The organism is Agromyces terreus (assembly GCF_009749465.1).
GTDB lineage: Bacteria > Actinomycetota > Actinomycetes > Actinomycetales > Microbacteriaceae > Agromyces > Agromyces terreus.
Genome location: NZ_WBIS01000001.1, coordinates 1,037,249 through 1,056,136, shown reverse-complemented (window position 1 = coordinate 1,056,136; position 18,888 = coordinate 1,037,249). Strand labels below are relative to the sequence as shown.

General features: G+C 69.7%; 13 protein-coding genes. 10 read left to right on the top strand and 3 right to left on the bottom strand.

The annotated features are described in order from the left end of the window. The first annotated feature begins 6 nt into the window (after positions 1 to 6). From GQQ92_RS04755 to GQQ92_RS04745, 3 genes are all read left to right on the top strand, one after another. Positions 7 to 1,149, top strand: a complete 1,143-nt coding sequence (locus GQQ92_RS04755) for a family 43 glycosylhydrolase (protein ID WP_156998020.1) — start codon at positions 7 to 9, stop codon at positions 1,147 to 1,149. Next, positions 1,146 to 3,797 carry a family 78 glycoside hydrolase catalytic domain gene (locus GQQ92_RS04750; RefSeq protein ID WP_156998019.1) on the top strand — a complete coding sequence of 884 codons (2,652 nt, stop codon included), beginning with the start codon at positions 1,146 to 1,148 and terminating at the stop codon, positions 3,795 to 3,797. The genes GQQ92_RS04755 and GQQ92_RS04750 overlap by 4 nt, the downstream gene beginning before the upstream one ends. A 302-nt stretch (positions 3,798 to 4,099) precedes the next feature. Continuing rightward, on the top strand, positions 4,100 to 4,660 hold the full coding sequence (locus GQQ92_RS04745) for a hypothetical protein (RefSeq protein ID WP_156998018.1): 561 nt from the start codon (positions 4,100 to 4,102) through the stop codon (positions 4,658 to 4,660). A 108-nt stretch (positions 4,661 to 4,768) separates the two neighbouring features. On the opposite strand, the gene GQQ92_RS04740 is transcribed toward GQQ92_RS04745, so the two are convergent. The 3 genes from GQQ92_RS04740 to GQQ92_RS04730 all read right to left on the bottom strand — a co-directional run bounded on the left by GQQ92_RS04740 (position 4,769) and on the right by GQQ92_RS04730 (position 8,656). Further along, positions 4,769 to 6,421 carry a substrate-binding domain-containing protein gene (locus GQQ92_RS04740; RefSeq protein ID WP_197738068.1) on the bottom strand — a complete coding sequence of 551 codons (1,653 nt, stop codon included), beginning with the start codon at positions 6,419 to 6,421 and terminating at the stop codon, positions 4,769 to 4,771. A gap of 190 nt (positions 6,422 to 6,611) precedes the next feature. Next, on the bottom strand, positions 6,612 to 7,577 hold the full coding sequence (locus tag GQQ92_RS04735; RefSeq protein ID WP_156998016.1) for a LysR family transcriptional regulator: 966 nt from the start codon (positions 7,575 to 7,577) through the stop codon (positions 6,612 to 6,614). A 41-nt stretch (positions 7,578 to 7,618) separates the two neighbouring features. Further along, the gene (locus GQQ92_RS04730; protein WP_156998015.1) at positions 7,619 to 8,656 is read right to left on the bottom strand and encodes a LacI family DNA-binding transcriptional regulator; all 1,038 of its coding nucleotides are present in this window, start codon (positions 8,654 to 8,656) and stop codon (positions 7,619 to 7,621) included. Between the two features lie 180 nt (positions 8,657 to 8,836). Here GQQ92_RS04730 and GQQ92_RS04725 point away from each other — a divergent pair, with 180 nt between their 5' ends. The 7 genes from GQQ92_RS04725 to GQQ92_RS04695 all read left to right on the top strand — a co-directional run bounded on the left by GQQ92_RS04725 (position 8,837) and on the right by GQQ92_RS04695 (position 18,865). Further along, positions 8,837 to 10,150 (top strand): ABC transporter substrate-binding protein, encoded by a 1,314-nt coding sequence (locus tag GQQ92_RS04725; RefSeq protein ID WP_197738067.1) that lies wholly within the window; start codon positions 8,837 to 8,839, stop codon positions 10,148 to 10,150. A gap of 126 nt (positions 10,151 to 10,276) precedes the next feature. Further along, positions 10,277 to 11,107 (top strand): carbohydrate ABC transporter permease, encoded by an 831-nt coding sequence (locus GQQ92_RS04720; protein ID WP_232057489.1) that lies wholly within the window; start codon positions 10,277 to 10,279, stop codon positions 11,105 to 11,107. 5 nt (positions 11,108 to 11,112) lie between these two features. After that, positions 11,113 to 12,015, top strand: a complete 903-nt coding sequence (locus tag GQQ92_RS04715) for a carbohydrate ABC transporter permease (protein ID WP_232057488.1) — start codon at positions 11,113 to 11,115, stop codon at positions 12,013 to 12,015. Further along, positions 12,012 to 14,654, top strand: a complete 2,643-nt coding sequence (locus tag GQQ92_RS04710; protein ID WP_156998013.1) for a glycoside hydrolase family 78 protein — start codon at positions 12,012 to 12,014, stop codon at positions 14,652 to 14,654. The genes GQQ92_RS04715 and GQQ92_RS04710 overlap by 4 nt, the downstream gene beginning before the upstream one ends. Continuing rightward, the gene (locus tag GQQ92_RS04705; RefSeq protein WP_197738066.1) at positions 14,651 to 16,903 is read left to right on the top strand and encodes a glycoside hydrolase family 3 protein; all 2,253 of its coding nucleotides are present in this window, start codon (positions 14,651 to 14,653) and stop codon (positions 16,901 to 16,903) included. Before GQQ92_RS04710 ends, GQQ92_RS04705 begins: the two co-directional genes overlap by 4 nt. Positions 16,904 to 16,906: 3 nt before the next feature. Next, positions 16,907 to 17,779 (top strand): IclR family transcriptional regulator, encoded by an 873-nt coding sequence (locus tag GQQ92_RS04700; protein ID WP_156998012.1) that lies wholly within the window; start codon positions 16,907 to 16,909, stop codon positions 17,777 to 17,779. Between the two features lie 99 nt (positions 17,780 to 17,878). Continuing rightward, complete coding sequence (locus GQQ92_RS04695) at positions 17,879 to 18,865, top strand: PDR/VanB family oxidoreductase (protein ID WP_197738065.1); 987 nt, start codon at positions 17,879 to 17,881, stop codon at positions 18,863 to 18,865. Positions 18,866 to 18,888 lie beyond the last annotated feature (23 nt).

The window sequence follows — 18,888 nt, the reverse complement described above, 5'->3', positions numbered from 1 at the left end:
GCCGAGATGACGAACGAACAGCAGACCGCACCGACCGAGCAGACCGAGCAGACCGTGCAGGCCGACCAGGCAGAGCAGACCGAGCGGCAGACCGCGATCCGGCCCGGGCAAGTCTGGCTCGACACCAAGGGCGAACGCATCCAGGCGCACGGCGGCTCGATCTTCACTCTGCCCGACGGCACCTTCGTCTGGTACGGCGAGAACAAGGAGCACACGACCCCCGGCAGCGGCAACTGGCACTGGGGCGTGCGCGCGTACACCTCGACCGACCTCGTGAACTGGGACGACCGCGGGCTGATCATCCCGCCCGTGCTCGACGACCCGGCGTCGCCGCTGCATCCGGCGCAGAAGATGGACCGCCCGCACATCCTCTTCAACGAAGCGACGGGCAAGTACGTCTGCTGGCTGAAGATCATGGGCGAAGACGAGCAGGCGACCCAGGCCTCCACCGTGCTCGTCGCCGACGACCTGCTCGGCCCCTACGAGATCGTGCGCACGGGCCTGCGCCCCCTCGGCATGGACGCCGGCGACTTCGACCTCACGGTCGACCCGGCCGACGGCACCGCGTACTACGTCTTCGAGAAGGTGCACACCGACGTCGTCGTCGCCGAGCTCACCGACGACTACACGGATGTCTCGGGGCAGCACAGCGTGCACTTCCACCACTCCGGGCCGCCGTTCAACCGCGAGGCCCCCGCGCACTTCACGCGCGACGGCCGGCATTACCTCGTGACCTCGAGCACGACCGGGTACTTCCCCAACCCGTCGGAGTTCGCGAGCGCCGACGGGATGCACGGGCCGTGGACCGTGCTCGGCGACGCCCACCCCGGCGACGAGACGCGCACGTCGTACCGGTCGCAGATCAGCTCGGTCTTCAAGCACCCCGGCAAGCAGGACCTCTACATCGCGCTCGCCGACCGCTGGCTGCCCGAGCTCCCCGACGACCTGCCGAACGTGTTCGACGCGATCGCCGCACGCATGCAGGGCGCCCCTCGCCCGCCCGGCGCCGAGAACCTCGCGGCCGTCATGTCGCTCGCCAGCGGCGAGAACACGGCGATCGCCGACTACGTGTGGCTGCCGATCCGCTTCGACGGCGACATCCCGACCATCGAGTGGCTCGACGAGTGGAGCCCGGAGGACTACGCATGAAGGCCGTGAGACTGCGCACCGAGTACCTCGACCGGCCGCTCGGGCTCGGCATCCTGCGCCCGCGCCTGTCGTGGAACTGCGAGGGCGGCCTCGAGCAGACCGCCTACCGTGTGCAGGCGACGCGCGACGGCGAGACGGTGTGGGACTCCGGCAGGGTCGACTCGAACCGCATGGCGCACATCGCGTACGAGGGCGCCGAGCTCACGAGCCGCGACCGCGTCGAGTGGTCGGTCACGCTCTGGGACGAGACGGATGCCGCGGGCGAGCCGTCGTCGACGTGGTTCGAGCTCGGGCTGCTCGCCCCGCAGGACTGGACGGCGACCTGGATCGCGGGCGACGTGAAGCTCAAGAAGCACGCGCGGCATCCGGTCGACTGCTTCCGCACGGGATTCCGCACGCGCGGGCCGGTGGCCCGAGCACGCCTCTACGCCACGGCCTGCGGTGTCTACGACGCTCACCTGAACGGGCAGCGGGTGGGGGAGTTCCGGCTCGCGCCGGGCAGCACCGACTACCGGAAGCGCCTGCAATATCAGACGTACGACGTCACCGAACTGCTGGCGACCGAGGAGCAGGGCGCGAACCGGCTCGAGTTCCGGCTCGCGGACGGGTGGTACCGCGGATCGGTCGGCGCCTACGGCCCGACGAACGTGTTCGGCCGCCAGACGAAGCTGCTGGCTCAACTCGAGATCACCTACGCCGACGGCCGGCGCGAGGTCGTGGGTACCGATGGCTCGTTCGCGTGGAGCAACGACGGCCCGCTGCGGTTCGCCGACCTCAAGGACGGCGAGATCGTCGACGCGAACCTCGCGCCGACCTACGCGGGCAGGGCCCGCGTGGCGAAGCCCGGGCTCGTGCCGACGGCCTCCGACAACGTCGAGCCGCGTGAGCAGGAGGTGTTCACGCCCACGCTCATCACGACCCCGTCCGGTGCGCGCATGCTCGACTTCGGGCAGAACATCGCCGGATTCGTCGGCTTTTCCGTGACCGCGGAGCAGGGGCAGCGCATCGTGCTGCGCATGGGCGAGATCCTCGACGATGCGGGCGAGTTCACGCAGGCGAACTTTCAGCTCGACAAGCCGATCGGCGAGTTCGGGCGGGCCGCCGAACTGCTGCTCATGTCGCAGAAGCAGCGGCTCATCCGCGGCGAGTTGCAGCCGACGCCCAAGCAGGAGGTCGACTTCACCTGCGCGCAGGGTGAGAACCGCTACCAGACGGAGTTCGCGGTGTTCGGGTTCCGCTACGCGCTCATCGAGACTGACATAGTGTTCGAGGCATCCGACTTCCGTGCGATCGCCGTGTACTCCGACCTGGAGCAGACCGGCGGGTTCGAGTGCTCGAACCCGGCCGTGAACCGGTTCCTCGAGAACACCCGGTGGAGCATGAAGGGCAACTTTCTCGACGTGCCCACCGACTGCCCGACGCGCGAGCGCCTCGGGTGGACCGGTGATGCGCAGGTGTTCTTCGACACCGCCGCATCGCTGATGGACGTCGCGAGCTTCTATCGCAAGTGGCTGCGCGACCTCGCCGACAACCAGGCGAAGTCGGGCAAGGTCGCCGCGGTCGTGCCGTACAACGGCGTCGCGATGATGTACGACGCGACGGGCGGTTCGGTCGGATGGGCGGATGCCGCGGTGCTCGTGCCGTACCGATTCTGGAAGCGCTACGGCGACGAGCAGCTCATCCGCGAGTTCTACCCGATGATGCGCGCGTACGCGAACTACATGATCGGTCGCACGGGTCACAAGAACCGCGCGGCAGCCCGCGCCAATCCGTACAACCGGTACGTGTACGAGAAGGGACTGCACCTCGGCGAGTGGCTCGAACCGGCCGAGTTCCACGACCCCGTGACCGCCGGGTCGCAGCCGACGCGGCCCGAGGAGGCGACCGCCTACCTGCACTACACGATGGCCCACCTCGCCGAGGTCGCGACCGCGCTCGGCGAGACCTCCGATGCTGCGCTCTTCACCGAGTACGCCGACGGGGCGAAGCAGGCCTACGCGCACCTCTTCCTCGCCGAGGGCACGATCGACACCGACCGGCAGGCGAAGCTCGTGCGCCCGCTCGCGCTCGGGCTGGTCGAGGGCGAGGGAGACGGCGAGGTGCGCGGGCGCCTCGAGGCTCGACTCGTACAGGCCGTCGAGAGCCGCGGGTACACGATCGGCACCGGCTTCCTCTCGACCCCGTTCGTCCTGCCCGTGCTGACCGAGGCCGGGCGGGCGGATGTCGCGTACCGCATGCTCGAGAACACGCAGGCGCCGAGCTGGCTCGCCGAGGTGGAGGCCGGCGCGACCACCGTCTGGGAGCACTGGGAGGGCAGCGAGAGCCACAACCACTACTCGCCGGGAGCGGTCTGCCAGTGGCTCTTCGACACCGTCGCAGGCATCCGAGTGGCGGGCGAGCGGCACTTCACGATCGCGCCCGTGCCCGGCGGCACGCTCACGCACGCCTCCGCGCGGTACGCGAGCCCCTCGGGCGAGGTGCGCAGCGCATGGGAGCTCGTCGACGGCGAGCTGCTCGTGACGGTCGCCGTGCCCCCGAATACGACCGCCGACATCAGTCTGCCGAACGGAGAGGTGCACGCGGTCGGCGCGGGCACGTTCGAGTATCGAATCGCCCGGGCCGAAACGGCGCCAGCGAGTATCGAATGAGGACCGTCTCGTTGTGATTTTCGCGGTCGGAGTGCTCCCTCCACGTGTCGTCGATCCCGCGCCTCCGACCTGAGACGCACGCGATGCCAGAATGCATCCGAGGCTCCTACGCCATGAAAGGCACGGTTCGAATGCGCGAGAGACGCACAGCACTCATCGGGTTCGCGATCATCGCGGCGACGCTCCTGAGCGGGTGCACGACGTCCGCCCCCGTGGAACCGTCAGCGGCGCCGACTGCGAACCCGTCGACCACCCCGACGTCCGAGCCGGACACTGTCGTGGAAGCCGACCCGATCGACTCCGTGACGACATTCGTCGTGCGACCGGAAGGGCTCGAGCTCCGAGACGCGACCGGTGCGGTCGTGTTCGAGCTGGACTACCTCGCCGATACGGCCGCGGCCGTCGCGACCGTCACCGGTGCCCTCGGGTCTGCCCCCGTCGACGAGATGTACAGCGGCGGGAACCATTTCCCGCCTTCGACCGCGCACCGATGGGGTGCGTTCGAACTCCACGAACGCCGATACGTCGACCGGTGGGACTTCGCCGCGTCCGACCCACGCACCCTCGGCCAGCCCGCATGGGGTGTGGTCTTCACCGGACCGCAGACCGCCGACGTGACCCTCAACACCGAGCAGCGCGTGCCCGCCGGAACCGCCTGGGCCGACTTGGAAGCCAACCCCGCCCTCCAACTGAACCCCTCCGGATGCTCGGGCCCGTACCTGGACTTCATCACCCGCGAAGAGACCTGGCCCGACGGCACGGTGTACCAGCAGCGGTACGGCGTCGACTTCGAAGCAGACGAAGGCCGCACGGTCATCGAGGCAGTGCGCGCACCCATCGGGATCTACGACGGGTGTGCGTAGGGTCTGACGCAGAACTCGATCTGCGAAGTGGACCACGTATTGACCATTCATCGCTCCGAGAGCCTCCCAGACGGGCCTATCACGGCAGCCCGGCGTGGTGCCCGCCGATCAGCAGTCGGGGCGGCATCCGCGCTGGTAGAGCGCGTCGACGAGGACCGCGCTGAGATCTTCGGGCTGGGCGGCGGAATACGCCGCACCGCCGGTCGCGGCGGCGATCTGCTGCATCGCGGCGAGATCGGTGTCTGGACCGAAACCGACCATGATCACCGGGACCGGCTCGAGCGGATCATCCTGTTCGTGCAGCTTCGCGAGCAGGGTGGGCAGATCGATGCCGTTCTCGTCCTCGTTCTTGCCGTCGGTGATCAGCAGCACCGAGTTCACCATCTCGGGGTCGTATCCCTCGCGTACCCGCTCGACCGCGGCGAGCGTCGTGTCGTAGAACCCCGTCGCACCGCCGAGCCGCTGGTGCAAGGAGCCGATGATCCCCATGATTCGGTCCGTGTGCGCGCCGTCGGCCAGTGGCGCTATCGGAGCCAGCTCCTCGTAGTCGAGGTCGCCGTTGCGGGTGGTCGAGAAGATCCAGACGCCGAGTTCGACCTCACCGGAGAACTGGCTCATCGCCCCGCCCGCCGCCTGCTGGAACACGTCGATCCGGCGGAGGCCGTTCGCCGCCGGCTCCTCCATCGAGCCCGACACGTCGATCACCGCGAGCATCCGCGAACGCAACGTCATGATGCCCCACAGCCGCAGGATGTCGAGCTGCGCGGCACCGATCTCCTTCGTCTGCTCGGCGGCCGCATACGCGGCTTCGGCGTCGGGGAGCGATGGGCTGATCCCGGCGATCGACAGCACACCCGACCCGTCGACGCGGCGGAGCCCCGCGACATCCATCGGCTGCTTCGCCGCTCGGATCTCGTCCTCGAACTCTCCGATCAGGCTGGATCGCGCGTCGTCCGGGTCATCGGACGGCAGCAGCACGAACGGGTAGTCGAGCAGAACCGACCCGTCGGTGGGGTACTCAGCCACCATCCGGTCGTCGGGATTCTCCATGTTGTGCTCGGCGATCTCGACCTCGGTGAGGATGACCGCCGTCGGAAGGTCGGCGGTCATCGCGGAACCGATCGCCGCCTCCGCGGAGGCGGGGATCTGCTTGCCCAGCGTCATCAATGCCGCCGCGAACTGCCGCGGGTCCTCCGAGGAGGAGACGTTGCGCACCGCATAGAGCGCCGCCACGCTGGCCGCTGAGGACTGCGGGTCGGGCAGGAGCGCGGGAAGCTCTCGGTCGCGCACACGTGCCCAGGTGATCGGGTCGGTTTCGATCGCCTCCGCGTGCGCCTCCGGGACGCCGAGGACCACCGGCGACACCGCGAGCGACCCGTGGTCCTCGATGGCCGGCATGCTCTGCCCCAGGGATCCGGTGAGCGCGGCGAGCCGTTCGAGCCACACGCCGGATCCCGGGATCCACACATCCGCGTCGAACTGCCCGCTTGCGATCGAGGCGACGCTGTCGGACGAGCTCTGCGCCACCACCTCGGCGACCAGGCATCGGCCGGAGTTCGTCGCGACCGGGAGCCGAGAGGCGGTGTACTCGACTGCTCCGGCGATGGACGGGTCGGCGACCACGCGGATCGGGTCGACCTGGTTCTCATCGCACGCGACACGGGTCGCGTGCGGCTCGGCTTCGACTGCGCTCCCGATCCAGACGAACCCGAGCACGAAGACCACGGCGAGGACCGTGATGGACGCCGAGATCCCGAGCACGAGCTTGAGCCTCGATGCTCGTGGGCGTTTCGCAGTTCGGCGTTGCCGCTCGGTCGGGATCCTCGGCGCGGGCGCCGGGGTGCTGTGTCGTCCCACGGGTGCACTCCAATCGGGGGCGACGTGCATCCGTCGCCGGTGGGATGGGGGATGTCTCGCGTTCAGGAACCGCGTCGGGGGAATGCGGGCGTGTTCACGCGCCGCTGATTCCTGCTGCGACCTCGGCGACCTTGCCGCGCAGCCAGCGATGGCCGGCATCTGATTCGTGCGACGGGCTCCACCAGAACGCCTGCTTGATGCCCGGAATCGGGATCGGGCATTCGACGGCCGCGACGTCGCCGCGCAGCTCGAACCGGTCGACCAGCGATTCGGGCACGAAGGCCACCCGGTCGGTGCCGGCCACCATGTCGGGCAGCGTGAGGAAGCTGCGCGTCGTCACCTGCGTCTGCGGGTAGACGCCGAGCACGTGCAGCTCGCGGGTGGCGGCGACGATGGCGGTGCGACCGCTGTAGGTCGTCGCCCACGGCCGGGCCCCGAGCTCGTCGACCGTGAGCGGCGCGTCGGCGGTCTCGGCCGCGACGAGGCACTGCCAGCGATCGGCGAACAGGTCGATGAACTCCACGTGTTCGAGGTAGCCGTGGGGGAGGATGAGCCCGTCGATGTCGCGCAACGAGTCGGGCGCGCTGTCGACGATCGCGTCCTGCACGTGCTCCATGCGCAGCATGACGCCCGGTGCGGTGCGCGAGAGCTCGCGTGCCAGCGATGCGCCGTACACCGCGGCGACGTAGTCGGAGCAGACCAGGCGGAACTCGCGGCTGCTCTCCTCTGGGCGGAACTCGGCCTGGGCGCCGAACACGCGGCTGAGGGAGCTGCTCGCGACGGTGACGGCTTCGAGCAGTTCGACGCCGAGCGGGCTGAGGTCGTACCGGTTGCCCGAGCGCACGAGCAACTCGTCGTTGAAGTGTCGCCGGAGCCGGGAGAGCGCCGCCGAAAGGGCGGGTTGGCTCATGAACAGGCGTTCGGCGGCACGGCTCACACTGCGCTCTTCGAGCAGTGTCTGCAGCGGCACGACCAGATTCAAATCGACCGAGCTCAGCTGCAGTGGCGTGCGACCGGTCTCGGCCGGCGCCTCGTCGGGTACTGCGGGTTCGTTCGTCATCGTTGACGGTACCTCCGGTCGGATCGGTGGTCGGGGTCAGGCTATCGTTCGGTGCTGCGGCGCACGATGAGCTCGGGAGCGAGGCGGATCGCCCGGTGCTCGTGGTCGGGCTCGTCGACCTCGTCGATGAGCAGCTGGGCGCCGATGAAGCCCAGCTCGTCGCCCGGCTGGCTGATCGTGGAGATCGGGATCGGCGCATCCCAGGCGGCCTGGTTGTTGTCGTAGCCGATCACTCCGACCGAGTCGGGCACCGAGATCGCGCCGAACTCGGACATCGCCTGAACGATGCCGGCGGCGAGCAGGTCGGATGCCGCGACGACGCCGTCGATCTCGCCACGCTGCACGCGTTCGGCGAGCCGCCGGCCGACCTGCCAGCCGTCGGCTCGATTGACCCAGGTCGGCGCGATCTCGTCGATGGGGTCAAGGCCGGCCGAGGCGAGCGCACGGCGGAACCCGCGGCGGCGGTCGGCGACGGGCTGGAGGGTGTCGGGGCCGCCGACGAACACGATGCGTCGTCGTCCGGTCTCGAGCAGGTGCGTCGTCGCGAGGTGCCCGCCGGCCTCGTTGTCGATCGACGCGGTGCAGTAGCGGCCGCTGTCGTCGTGGAAGTTCAGCATGACGAGCGGCTGGCCGTGCGCATGGCGCCCGACGATCGCGCGGAAGTGAGAAGCATCGTTGAGGGTGAGCAGCACGCCGCGCACGCGGGTCTCGGCGAAGAGCTCCACGTAGCGGTCTTCGCGCTCGAGCTTGCCGTCGCTGTTGGCGAGCACGACGCTGAGCCCGCGTTCGTCGGCGGCGCGCTCGGCGCCGCGTGCGATGTCGACGAAGAGCGAGTTGCCGAGGTCGGAGAGGATGAGCCCGAACGACCGGGTGCGGCCGGCGGCGAGCGAGCGTGCGGCGCCGTTCGGGATGTAGCCGAGCATGCCGATGGCTCGGTCGATGCGGTCGAGGGTGGGTGCCGCCACGCGCTCGCGATGGTTGAGCGCGTTCGAGACGGTCGCGATCGAGACCCCGGCGAGGGCGGCGACGTCTTTGATGCCCGCCGAAGTGGGCTCCTCGCGCGGCAGTGCGTCTGACATGTGCTGAAGCCTAACCCAACTTGGAGCGCTTCAAGTTCCGCTCTCGCGGCATCCGTCCGCCGAATAGGCGGTATTCGCCTGACGCTGTGCGCGAAAGCCGGTTTCGGCTCGCCGTCGGAAGAGCGACGACCTACGCTCTCGTTGTAGCGCTTCAAACGAGGCCGCATTCAAGGAGGAACTGTGACCACAGCACGTCAGCGGGCGACGAAGCTCGTTCCGCTCATCGCCGCGATCGGCGTCACCGCGTTCGCACTCACCGGCTGCTCGGCCGGCGGCAGCAGCGAGGGCGGCACGACGGCACCCGACAAGTTCAGCTATCTCTCGTTCGCCGAGAACACCTCCATCCAGGACACGCTCACCGCGCTGTCCACGGGTGAGTGCTCCGCCGAGAACGAGGCCCTGCCGCTCGACATCACCACCCAGCCGCAGGCGAGCTACGACCAGCAGCTCCAGCTGCTCGCCGGCCAGGACGCCCTGCCGGTGCTCTTCGCGAGCGGCAACACGCCGCAGGTCGCGAAGGACCTCAACACGGGCGGCAAGCTCGTCGACGTCGAACAGGCGCTGGCCGACCTCGACAAGTCCGACGCGATCATCCCCGCCGCACAGTCGACGATCGACGCCCTGTACGACGGCGAGCAGTACGTGCTGCCCACCGAGTTCAACGTCGAGGGCATCTGGTACAACAAGCAGCTCTTCGCCGAGAACGGCATCGAAGTTCCGACCACGTGGGACGAGCTCGTCGCCGCAGCCGAGAAGCTCAACGCGGCCGGGGTCATCCCGTTCTCGGCCGACGGTCAGGACGGCTGGCCGCTCACGCGCCTCGTCGGCAACTACATCTTCCGCGACCTCGGGCCCGACGCCCTCCAGAAGGTGGCCGACGGCGAGGCGAAGCTGACCGATCCCGAGTACGTGAAGGCCGCTGAAGCCGTCGCCGACCTCGGCGCCAAGGGCTACTTCGGCCCCTCGGTCACGTCGATCGACTACATGACCGCGATGAACCAGTTCCTCACCGGACAGGCCGGCATGTTCTACATGGGCAGCTGGGCGCTCGCGAACTTCAACGACCCGGCGCAGAACCAGATCGGTGCCGAGAACGTCGGCTTCATCCCGTTCCCGACGGTCGAGGGCGGCGCAGGTTCGGCCGACCAGCTCGCCGCCAACGTGGGCGTGCCGCTCGCGCTGTCGAAGTCGACCTACTCGGACGACGTCGCGTCGTGGCTCGGCTGCTTCGCCGACAACTTCGGTTCGAGCTCGCTGCAGAACCAGGGCGTCATCACCGGCTTCAAGGTGAACACGCCCGTCGAGGATCTGCCGCCCCTCACGCAGGAGGTGCAGACGCAGATCGACGCCACCACGCAGAGCGTGCTCTGGTTCGAGGCGCTCTTCAACGCGAAGGCCGCGACGACCAGCCAGACGAACGCGTCGCAGCTGGTCACGGGTGCGATGAGCCCCGAGGACTTCATGAAGGCCGTGCAGGCCGACATCGGCAACTAGTCCGAACCATCGGTGCGCGCATCCCCGCATGCGGGGATGCGCGCACCACCCGAAACGAAAGCTCCCACTGCTGTGAATCGCGTACTTGGTGATTGGCGCGCCGTCACCGTCCTTCTCGGGCCGGCCATGCTGGTCTACACCCTCGTCATGCTGGTGCCCATCTTCTGGTCGCTCGGCTACACGGTCTTCGAGGGCAACCCGATCATCGGGTTCACCTTCGTCGGCTGGGACAACATCCTCCAGCTCTTCACCGACCCGAAGGTCGGCGATGCGCTGCTCTTCACGCTCAAGTACGCGATCGTGCTCACCGTCGGCCAGGTGCTCGTCGGATACGGGCTCAGCCTGCTCTACGTCTTCTGGCTCAAGAAGGCCTCCGGCGTGATCCGCACCCTGGTCTTCTTCCCCGTCGTGCTGCCCACGGTGGCCGTCGCGCTGCTGTTCCAGGCGCTGTTCGCCATCGCCCCGCAGATCGGCCCGGTCAACTCACTGCTCAACTTCTTCGGCGCGGACTCGATCGACTGGTTCGCCTCGGGCGCCACGGCGTTCTGGGTGATCGTCATCATGGACATCTGGCGCTCGATGGGCTTCTACGCGGTGCTGCTGTACGCCGGCCTCGTCGACATCCCCGAGGAGATGTTCGAATCCGCCCGCCTCGACGGCGCATCGGGTTGGAAGCTCGTGCGGCACATCGTGATCCCGCTGTCGCTGCCCGTGCTCTTCTCGTCGATCATCTTCAGCATCAACGGCACGTTGAAGGTCTTCGACTCGGTGCTCGCCCTCACGAACGGCGGACCGGGCAACACCACGACCCCGCTCACGCTGTACATGTACCAGACCTCGTTCACGTACGGCGAGTACGGCTACGGCAGCTCGATCGCGCTGATGCTGACGATCCTCTGCCTGCTCGTGACGCTCTTCATCTTCCGTTCCTCGCGCCGCGACCTCACGAAGGGGTGACCACCGTGTCCCACACTGCACTCGAGACCGTCGCCCGCCCCTCGATCCGCCCGACGGAACCGCAACGGCGCAGCCCGATGCGCTGGGTACGCCGCATTCCCGGCTGGGTCGTCGTGACCCTCCTGCTGGTGGCCGTCGTCTACCCGCTCTTCTGGCTCCTCACCGGCTCGTTCAAGACCCAGAACGAGTTCCTCAACAACCCGACCTGGGCGTTGCCCGAGGACTGGACGAACCTCGACAACTACGTCGAGGCATTCACGACCGGCAACCTCGGCATCTACATCAAGAACAGCATCCTCGCCACCGTGCCGGCGCTCGCGCTGACGATCATCTTCGGCGTCGCGGCCGGCTTCGCGCTCGAGGTCATGGTCTGGAAGGGCCGCGGCACCGTGCTGCTGCTGTTCCTGGCCGGCATCATGGTGCCCGGGCAAATGATTCTGCTGCCGCTGTTCACGATCTACTTCCAGACGGGACTGACCGGCACACTCTGGCCGCTCATCATCACCTACACCGCGATCGGCCTTCCGCTGACCGTGTTCATGATGGCCACGTTCTTCCGCGCGGTGCCGCGCGAGATCTTCGAGGCGGCGACGCTCGACGGCGCGAGCATCTACCGCCAGTTCTGGTCCATCGGGTTCCCGATGGTCAAGAATGCGATCTTCACGGTCGCGCTCGTGCAGTTCTTCTTCATCTGGAACGACCTGCTCATCGCGCTGACGTTCACCAACCGCGACGACCTGCGCACCATCCAGGTCGGCCTGTTGAACTTCACCGGGCAGTTCGGCCAGGTGCAGTACGGCCCGACCTTCGCGGCCGTCTGCGTCAACGTGTTCGGCACGCTCATCATCTACCTGTTCCTGAACCAGCGGGTCATGAAGGGCATGACCGCCGGGGCGGTGAAGGGGTGAACATCCTCGACCTCCGCGTCGAGCACCTCGCAGATCCGCTCGGCGTCGGCACCGCTGCGCCACGGCTCAGCTGGCGGCTCGCCGGCGGTACCCAGATCGCCTACGAGGCGGAGGCCGTCGACCGTGACGGCCGCACCGAGCTCGTGCGCGTCGACAGTGACGACGTGCTGTTCCGGCCCTGGCCGTTCGCCCGGCTGCGCTCGCGCGACGCGGTGCGCGTGCGGGTGCGTGCGCTCGTCGAGGGCGAGCCCGATTTCGGTCCGTGGAGCGAGCCGCTCCGCGTCGAGGCCGGGCTGCTCGATCCGGCCGACTGGCAGGTCGACTGGGTCTCGCCCTCGACCGCTGCGCCGCACGACGGGCCCCGGCCCGCGCACCTGCTCCGCGCCGAGTTCACGGTCGCCGGCGACATCCGCTCGGCTCGCCTCTACGCGACCGCGCACGGCGTGTACGACCTCGAGGTGAACGGCCAGGCGCCCACCGACGAGCTGCTCGCGCCCGGCTGGAGCTCGTACCGGCACCGGCTGCGCTATCGCACGCTCGACGTGACCCCGCAGATGGTCGCCGGCCGCAACACGATCGGCGTGCACCTGGCCGACGGCTGGTACCGCGGGCGCATCGGGTTCAACGGGGGCCTGTGGGACGAATACGGCACGGATGTCGCGGTGCTGATGCAGCTCGAGATCCACGACGAATCGGGCAGGCGGGTCGTTCCGCTCGAGTGGCGCACCGCCGAGAGCGCGGTCATCGCGACCGGCCTCTACGAGGGCGAGCGCCACGACGCGCGCCGCGAGTCGACCGGATGGTCGACGGTGGGCTTCGACGACACCGACTGGCGTGACGCGACCCGCATTCCGCGGGCAGAGTTCGGCGCGACGCTCGAAGCGGCCGGCGGGCCGCCGGTGCGCGTCGTCGAGATCCTTCGGCCCTCGCTCGTGAGCCGATCGGCCGACGGCACGCTGCTGCTCGACGTCGGCCAGAACATCGCCGGCAAGGTGCGCATCACGGCGGCCGCGGAGGCCGGCACCACCGTGCGCATCCGCCACGCCGAGGTGCTCGAGGACGGCGCGCTCGCCACCCGGCCGCTGCGCACGGCGACCTCGGTCGACGAGTACACCTTCGCCGACGGCGAGCGGGTGACCTGGACCCCGCGGTTCACGATCCACGGGTTCCGCTACGTCGAGATCAGCGGCCTGCCAGAGCTCGCCGTCGACGACGTCGAGGCCCTCGTCGTGCACTCCGACATGCGCCGCACCGGATGGTTCGAGACCGACCACCCGCTGCTCGACCGATTCCACGAGAACGTCGTGTGGAGCATGCGCGACAACTTCGTCGACCTGCCCACCGACTGCCCGCAGCGCGACGAGCGCCTCGGCTGGACGGGCGACATCCAGGTCTTCGCGCCGACGGCTTCCTACCTCTACGACGCCTCGGGCGTGCTCGGCAGCTGGCTGCGCGACCTCGCCGCCGAGCAGGCCGAGTTCGGCAGCGTGCCGAACTTCGTGCCGTGGATCGACTGCGGGTTCCCGAGCGACCCGGCCGCGGTCTGGGGCGACGCGGCCGTCATCGTGCCGTGGACCCTGTACCGCCGAACGGGCGACGTGGGCGTGCTGCGCGACCAGTTCGAGAGCATGGGCGCCTGGGTCGATCAGGTCTTCGCGCTCACCGACGGCACCGGTCACTGGAACCGCGGGTTCCAGTTGGGCGACTGGCTCGACCCGGCGGCGCCGCCCGAGCGCCCCGGCGACTCGAAGACCGATCCGTACCTCGTCGCCACCGCGTACCTCGCGCACTCCGCGCGTCTCGTGCGCGAGGCGTCCGCGGTGCTCGGGGAACGGGCCGCGGAAGCGCGGTTCGCGACGATCCACGACGCCGCCGTCACCGCCTTCCGGCGCCACTACGTCGCGCCCTCGGGACGTATCGTGAGCGACACCGTCACGGCCACGGCGATCGCGATCGCATTCGACCTGCTCGAGGACGACTCGCAGCGCGCCGCCGCCGGAGCACGGCTGGCCGAACTCGTCTCAGCGGGCGACTACCTGATCCAGACCGGGTTCACCGGCACCCCGATCGTCTGCGATGCGCTCGCGGCGACCGGGCACCTCGACGACGCGTACCATCTGCTCATGCAGACCGAGGCGCCGTCGTGGCTGTACGCCGTGACGATGGGGGCCACGACGGTCTGGGAGCGTTGGGACAGCCTGCTGCCCGACGGCAGCGTGAACCCGGGGGAGATGACCTCGTTCAACCACTACGCGCTCGGTGCGGTCGCCGACTTCCTGCACCGCGTCGTCGGCGGACTCGAGCCGATCGAGCCCGGCTACCGGCGCGTGCGCATCGCGCCGCGTCCCGGCGGCGGGCTCACGCGGGCCTCCGCACGCCATGACAGCGCGTTCGGCACCATTTCGAGCGCGTGGCGACGAGACGGCGAGCGGATGTCGCTGAGCGTCGTCGTGCCCCCGGGAGTCACCGCCGACGTGGTGCTGCCCGATGCGCTCGGAACGGCCGCGACCGTCGGCGAGGGAACCCACGAGTTCGCGTTCGAGCACCGTTCCGCCGCTGAGGACCCTGCTCGCCCGCGCCGCTGGAACATCCACAATCCCGAGGAGCGACTCCAGATGATCGAAGCGGGTGTGCTGTGAACGGCCTGCCGTCGTCCGCCGCGCCGGCTGAGCCGACCGGGGAGCTCACGCTCTCGGAGGCCGCCTCGCTGCTGTCGGGCGCCGACATGGCCTCGACGAAGGCGCTGCCCGAGCGGGGCATCCCCTCGGTGCTCATGACCGACGGGTCCAACGGCCTCGCCATGAACCTGCCCGACTTCTCGGGCAAGGTGCCGGCGACCTGCTTCCCGACCTCGTCGGCGCTCGCGGCGACCTGGGATCCGGCGCTCGTCGGCCAGGTCGCCGGCGCGATCGCCCGCGAGGCGTCTGCAGCCGGTGCAGACGTGTTGCTGAGCCCCGGCATGAACCTCAAGCGCTCGCCGCTCGGCGGCCGCAACTTCGAGTACTACAGCGAAGATCCGCTGCTCACCGGCGAACTCGCGGTCGGCTTCGTCGAGGGCGTCCAGGGCGAGGGCGTCGGCGCGTGCGTCAAGCACTTCGTGGCGAACAACCAGGAGACCGATCGGATGCGCGTGAGCGCCGACGTGTCGGAGCGGGCGCTCCGCGAGCTCTACCTCCGGGCGTTCGAGGAGGTCGTGACCCGGGCGAAGCCGTGGCTCGTCATGGCCTCGTACAACCGGGTGAACGGCACCTACGTCTCCGAGGACGAACGCCTGCTCACCGGCATCCTGCGCGAGGAATGGGGCTTCGACGGCGTCGTGGTCTCGGACTGGGGCGCCGTCGACGACCGCGTCCGCGCGCTGCGCGCAGGCCTCGACCTCGAGATGCCGTCGACCTCGGGCGCGTCCGACGCGCAGGTCGTCGCGGCCGTCGACGCCGGAACGCTCGACGCCGACGTCGTGCACCGATCGGCACGACGCGTCGCCGACCTCGCCGTCCGCGCCGCGGCATCCGGAACCCACCGCGGCGAGTCGAGCACGACCGCTCCGTCGGCCGCGGATCTCGCCATCACGGCGGCCGAGCGCTCGACGGTGCTGCTTCGCAACGAGCACGGCGTGCTGCCGCTCGCACCGACGGCAGGCGTCGCGGTCATCGGCGCGTACGCGAGCGCGCCGCGGTTCCAGGGCGGCGGCAGCGCGGGCGTGCAGCCGAAGCAGCCGGCCGGATCCATCGTGGACGCCGTCGGCGCCAGGCACGCCGGAACCGTCGAGTACGCGCCCGGCTACGCGGACGACGGGCTCACCCGGGATCCGGCGCTGCTCGAGCAGGCCGTCTCCGTCGCGGCGGCCGCGGACGTCGCGATCGTCGTCGTCGGCTCGCCCGAGTCGGCCGAGAGCGAGGGGTACGACCGCGCCGATCTCGGCCTGCCCGAGGCCCAGAACGAACTCGTCGCCGCGGTCGCCGCGGCCGCGCGCAGCACGGTCGTCGTCGTCATCTCGGGCGGGCCGGTGCGCACCGAGGCGTGGCGCACGAGCGTCGACGCGATCGTCTCGACCGGGCTCGCCGGGCAGGGCGTGTCGCTCGGACTGGCGTCGATCCTCGTCGGCGACGCCGACCCCGGCGGGCGTCTGGCCGAGACGTGGCCGCGCGAGCTCGCCGACACCCCCAGCTTCCTGAGCTTCCCCGGCGAGGGCGGGCACAGCGCGTACGGCGAGGGCATCTTCGTCGGATACCGCGGGCACGATCGCACCGGCGGCGAGGTCGCGTTCCCGTTCGGCCACGGTCTGTCGTATGGCGAGACACGATTCGAGGATCTCGCGGTCTCGCCGTCCGCGAGCGGGTGGAGCGTCGAGGTGACGGTCGTCAACGTCTCCGAACGCGCCGCCCGCGAGGTCGTGCAGCTCTACGTCGAGGCACCCGACCACGCCGCGCGCCGCGCGCCGCGCGCCCTCGTCGGGTTCGCCGCCGTGGCGGTCGCACCCGGTCAGACCACGCGCGTGCGCATCGAGGTGCCGCGACGCGCGCTCGAACGTTGGGACGAGGCGGCTGCGTGCTGGACGCTCGACTCCGGCGCCCACACGATCGTCGCCGCGCGGTCCTCGCGCGATGCCGTGCTCCGTCACGAGATCGACGTCGTCGGCGATGACCTGCGGATGCCGCTGACAGCCGACTCGACCCTGGTCGAGTGGCTGGAGCATCCAGCCGTCGGCCCCGCCCTGATCGCTGCCGTGACCGAAGCCGACCCGAGCGGGCGCACGACCGGCATGCTGACCAACCCGATGGCCGTGCTCATGATCGGCGGGCTGCCGATCCATCGGCTCGCTGTCGACGCCGGCAACGCGCTCACGCTCGATCTGCTCGACCGGGTCGCGGGTTCGCAGACGGACTGACCCATGGCGCGCGGGTCGGAGGGGCGATCGAGCCTGAGCAGGCAGCTCCAGCTCTTGGATGCGTTCAGCGTCGATCATCCGTACCTCACGGCGTCGGAGGTCGCCCGACGAAGCGGGGTCCCGATGTCGACCACGCACGCCCTGCTCGCCGACCTCGAACGCAACGAACTCGTCGAGCGGCTGCCCGATCGCACGTTCCGACTCGGAGTGCGGCTCTGGGAGCTGGCCTCGCGCACGCCGGGCGTGCTCGGGCTGCGCGAGCTCGCGCTCCCGCACCTCGTCGACCTGCATGCCGAGGTCGGCCAGCACGTGCAGCTCGGGGTGCTGAACGGCGGCGACGCGGTGTTCCTCGAACGCCTGTCGAGCCGTGACGCGGTCGTCAACGTGACGGTCGTGGGCGGGCGGCTGCCCGCGCACGCCTCCGCCGTCGGGCTCGTGCTGGTGGCGTTCGCGGACACGGCGGTACAGGACGCGGTCCTCGCCGGCCCGCTCGAGCGATTCACCGACCGGACGATCGTCGACCCTGCGGCGCTTCGGCGAACCCTGCACGAGGTGCGCACCACCGGATTCGCCCTCGGCAACGGCTACGTCCATGCCGACGCGCGGGGACTCGCGGTGCCGATCACCGGTGCCGCGGGCGAGGTCGTCGCCGCCCTCGGCGTCGTCGTGCCGAACGACGACGCACCGTGGGAGCCGCTGCGCGAACGGCTTCGGCGCACCGCCGACGCGATTGCGGTCGACCTGCGACGCGCGTCGCTCCCACAGTCCGACCCCGAAGCGAGCCCGGGCGGGCGCTACCGCGCGCTCGTGCACTCGTCCGACGAGTCGATGGCCTATCTGGCGAAGACGCGACCGACCCCTCGCGCGCGCGGCTGAGGCATCCGGTTTCCCGTTCAAATGGAAGACGCGGCCACGGCCGGGTCGCCGCGCCTAGCGTGATCGCAGCACAGTCGAAGACGACGAGGAGACGCTGCGATGACCGTTCGCGAAGATGCGATGGACCGTCGGGTCGTGAACGATGATGCGGCCGGCGCCGTGATCATCGAGGCCACCCGCATGGTCACCGATCGCGTGGTGCACCTCACCCTGCGCCGAGCCGACGGCGAGCGCCTTCCCGATTGGACGCCCGGATCTCACATCGACCTCGTGCTGGCCGACGGCACCACGCGGCAGTACTCGCTGCTCGGCGACCCGCGTGACGCCTACCACTACGAGATCGCGGTGCTTCGCGAGCCGGGCGGCCGCGGCGGATCGCGCTTCGTGCACGACGTGCTCAAGGCGGGCGATGCCGTGGACGTCGGAGGGCCGCGCAACAACTTCCGCCTCGCGCCCTCGCCGCGGTACCGCTTCATCGCCGGCGGAATCGGCATCACGCCGATGCTGCCGATGCTGCGGGCCGCCGCCGAGATGGGCGCCGAATGGGAGCTGCTGTACCTCGGGCGGTCGCTGACGTCGATGCCCTTCGCCGACGACCTGCGCGACGAGCACGGCGAGCGCGTACGGGTGCACACGTCCGAGAACGGGCGTCTCGACGTCGCGGCTTGGATCGGCGCCTTCGACCCCGGCGTCAAGGTCTACACCTGCGGACCGGTGTCGCTGATCGACGCGGTCGTCGAGGCCACCGCAGCCTGGCGGCCCGGCTGGTCGAGGGTCGAGCGGTTCGAGGCATCCGACCTCGGCGACGCCGCACGCACCACCGCTTTCGAGGTGGAGGTCGACGGAACCGGTCGCAGCATCACCGTCGAACCCGGCGTCGCCGTCGCCACTGCGCTGCGCGAGGCCGGCTTCGACCTGCTCACCTCCTGCTCGCGCGGCGTCTGCGGCACCTGCGAGACCGATGTCGTCGGCGGCGACCCAGATCACCGTGACGCGATCCTCGACGACGCCGAACGCGCCGCAGGCAACTGTTTCTTCCCCTGCGTGTCCAGGTCGAAGAGCGACCGCTTGGTGATCGCGCTCTGAGCCGCCCCGCATTCACCCATCTC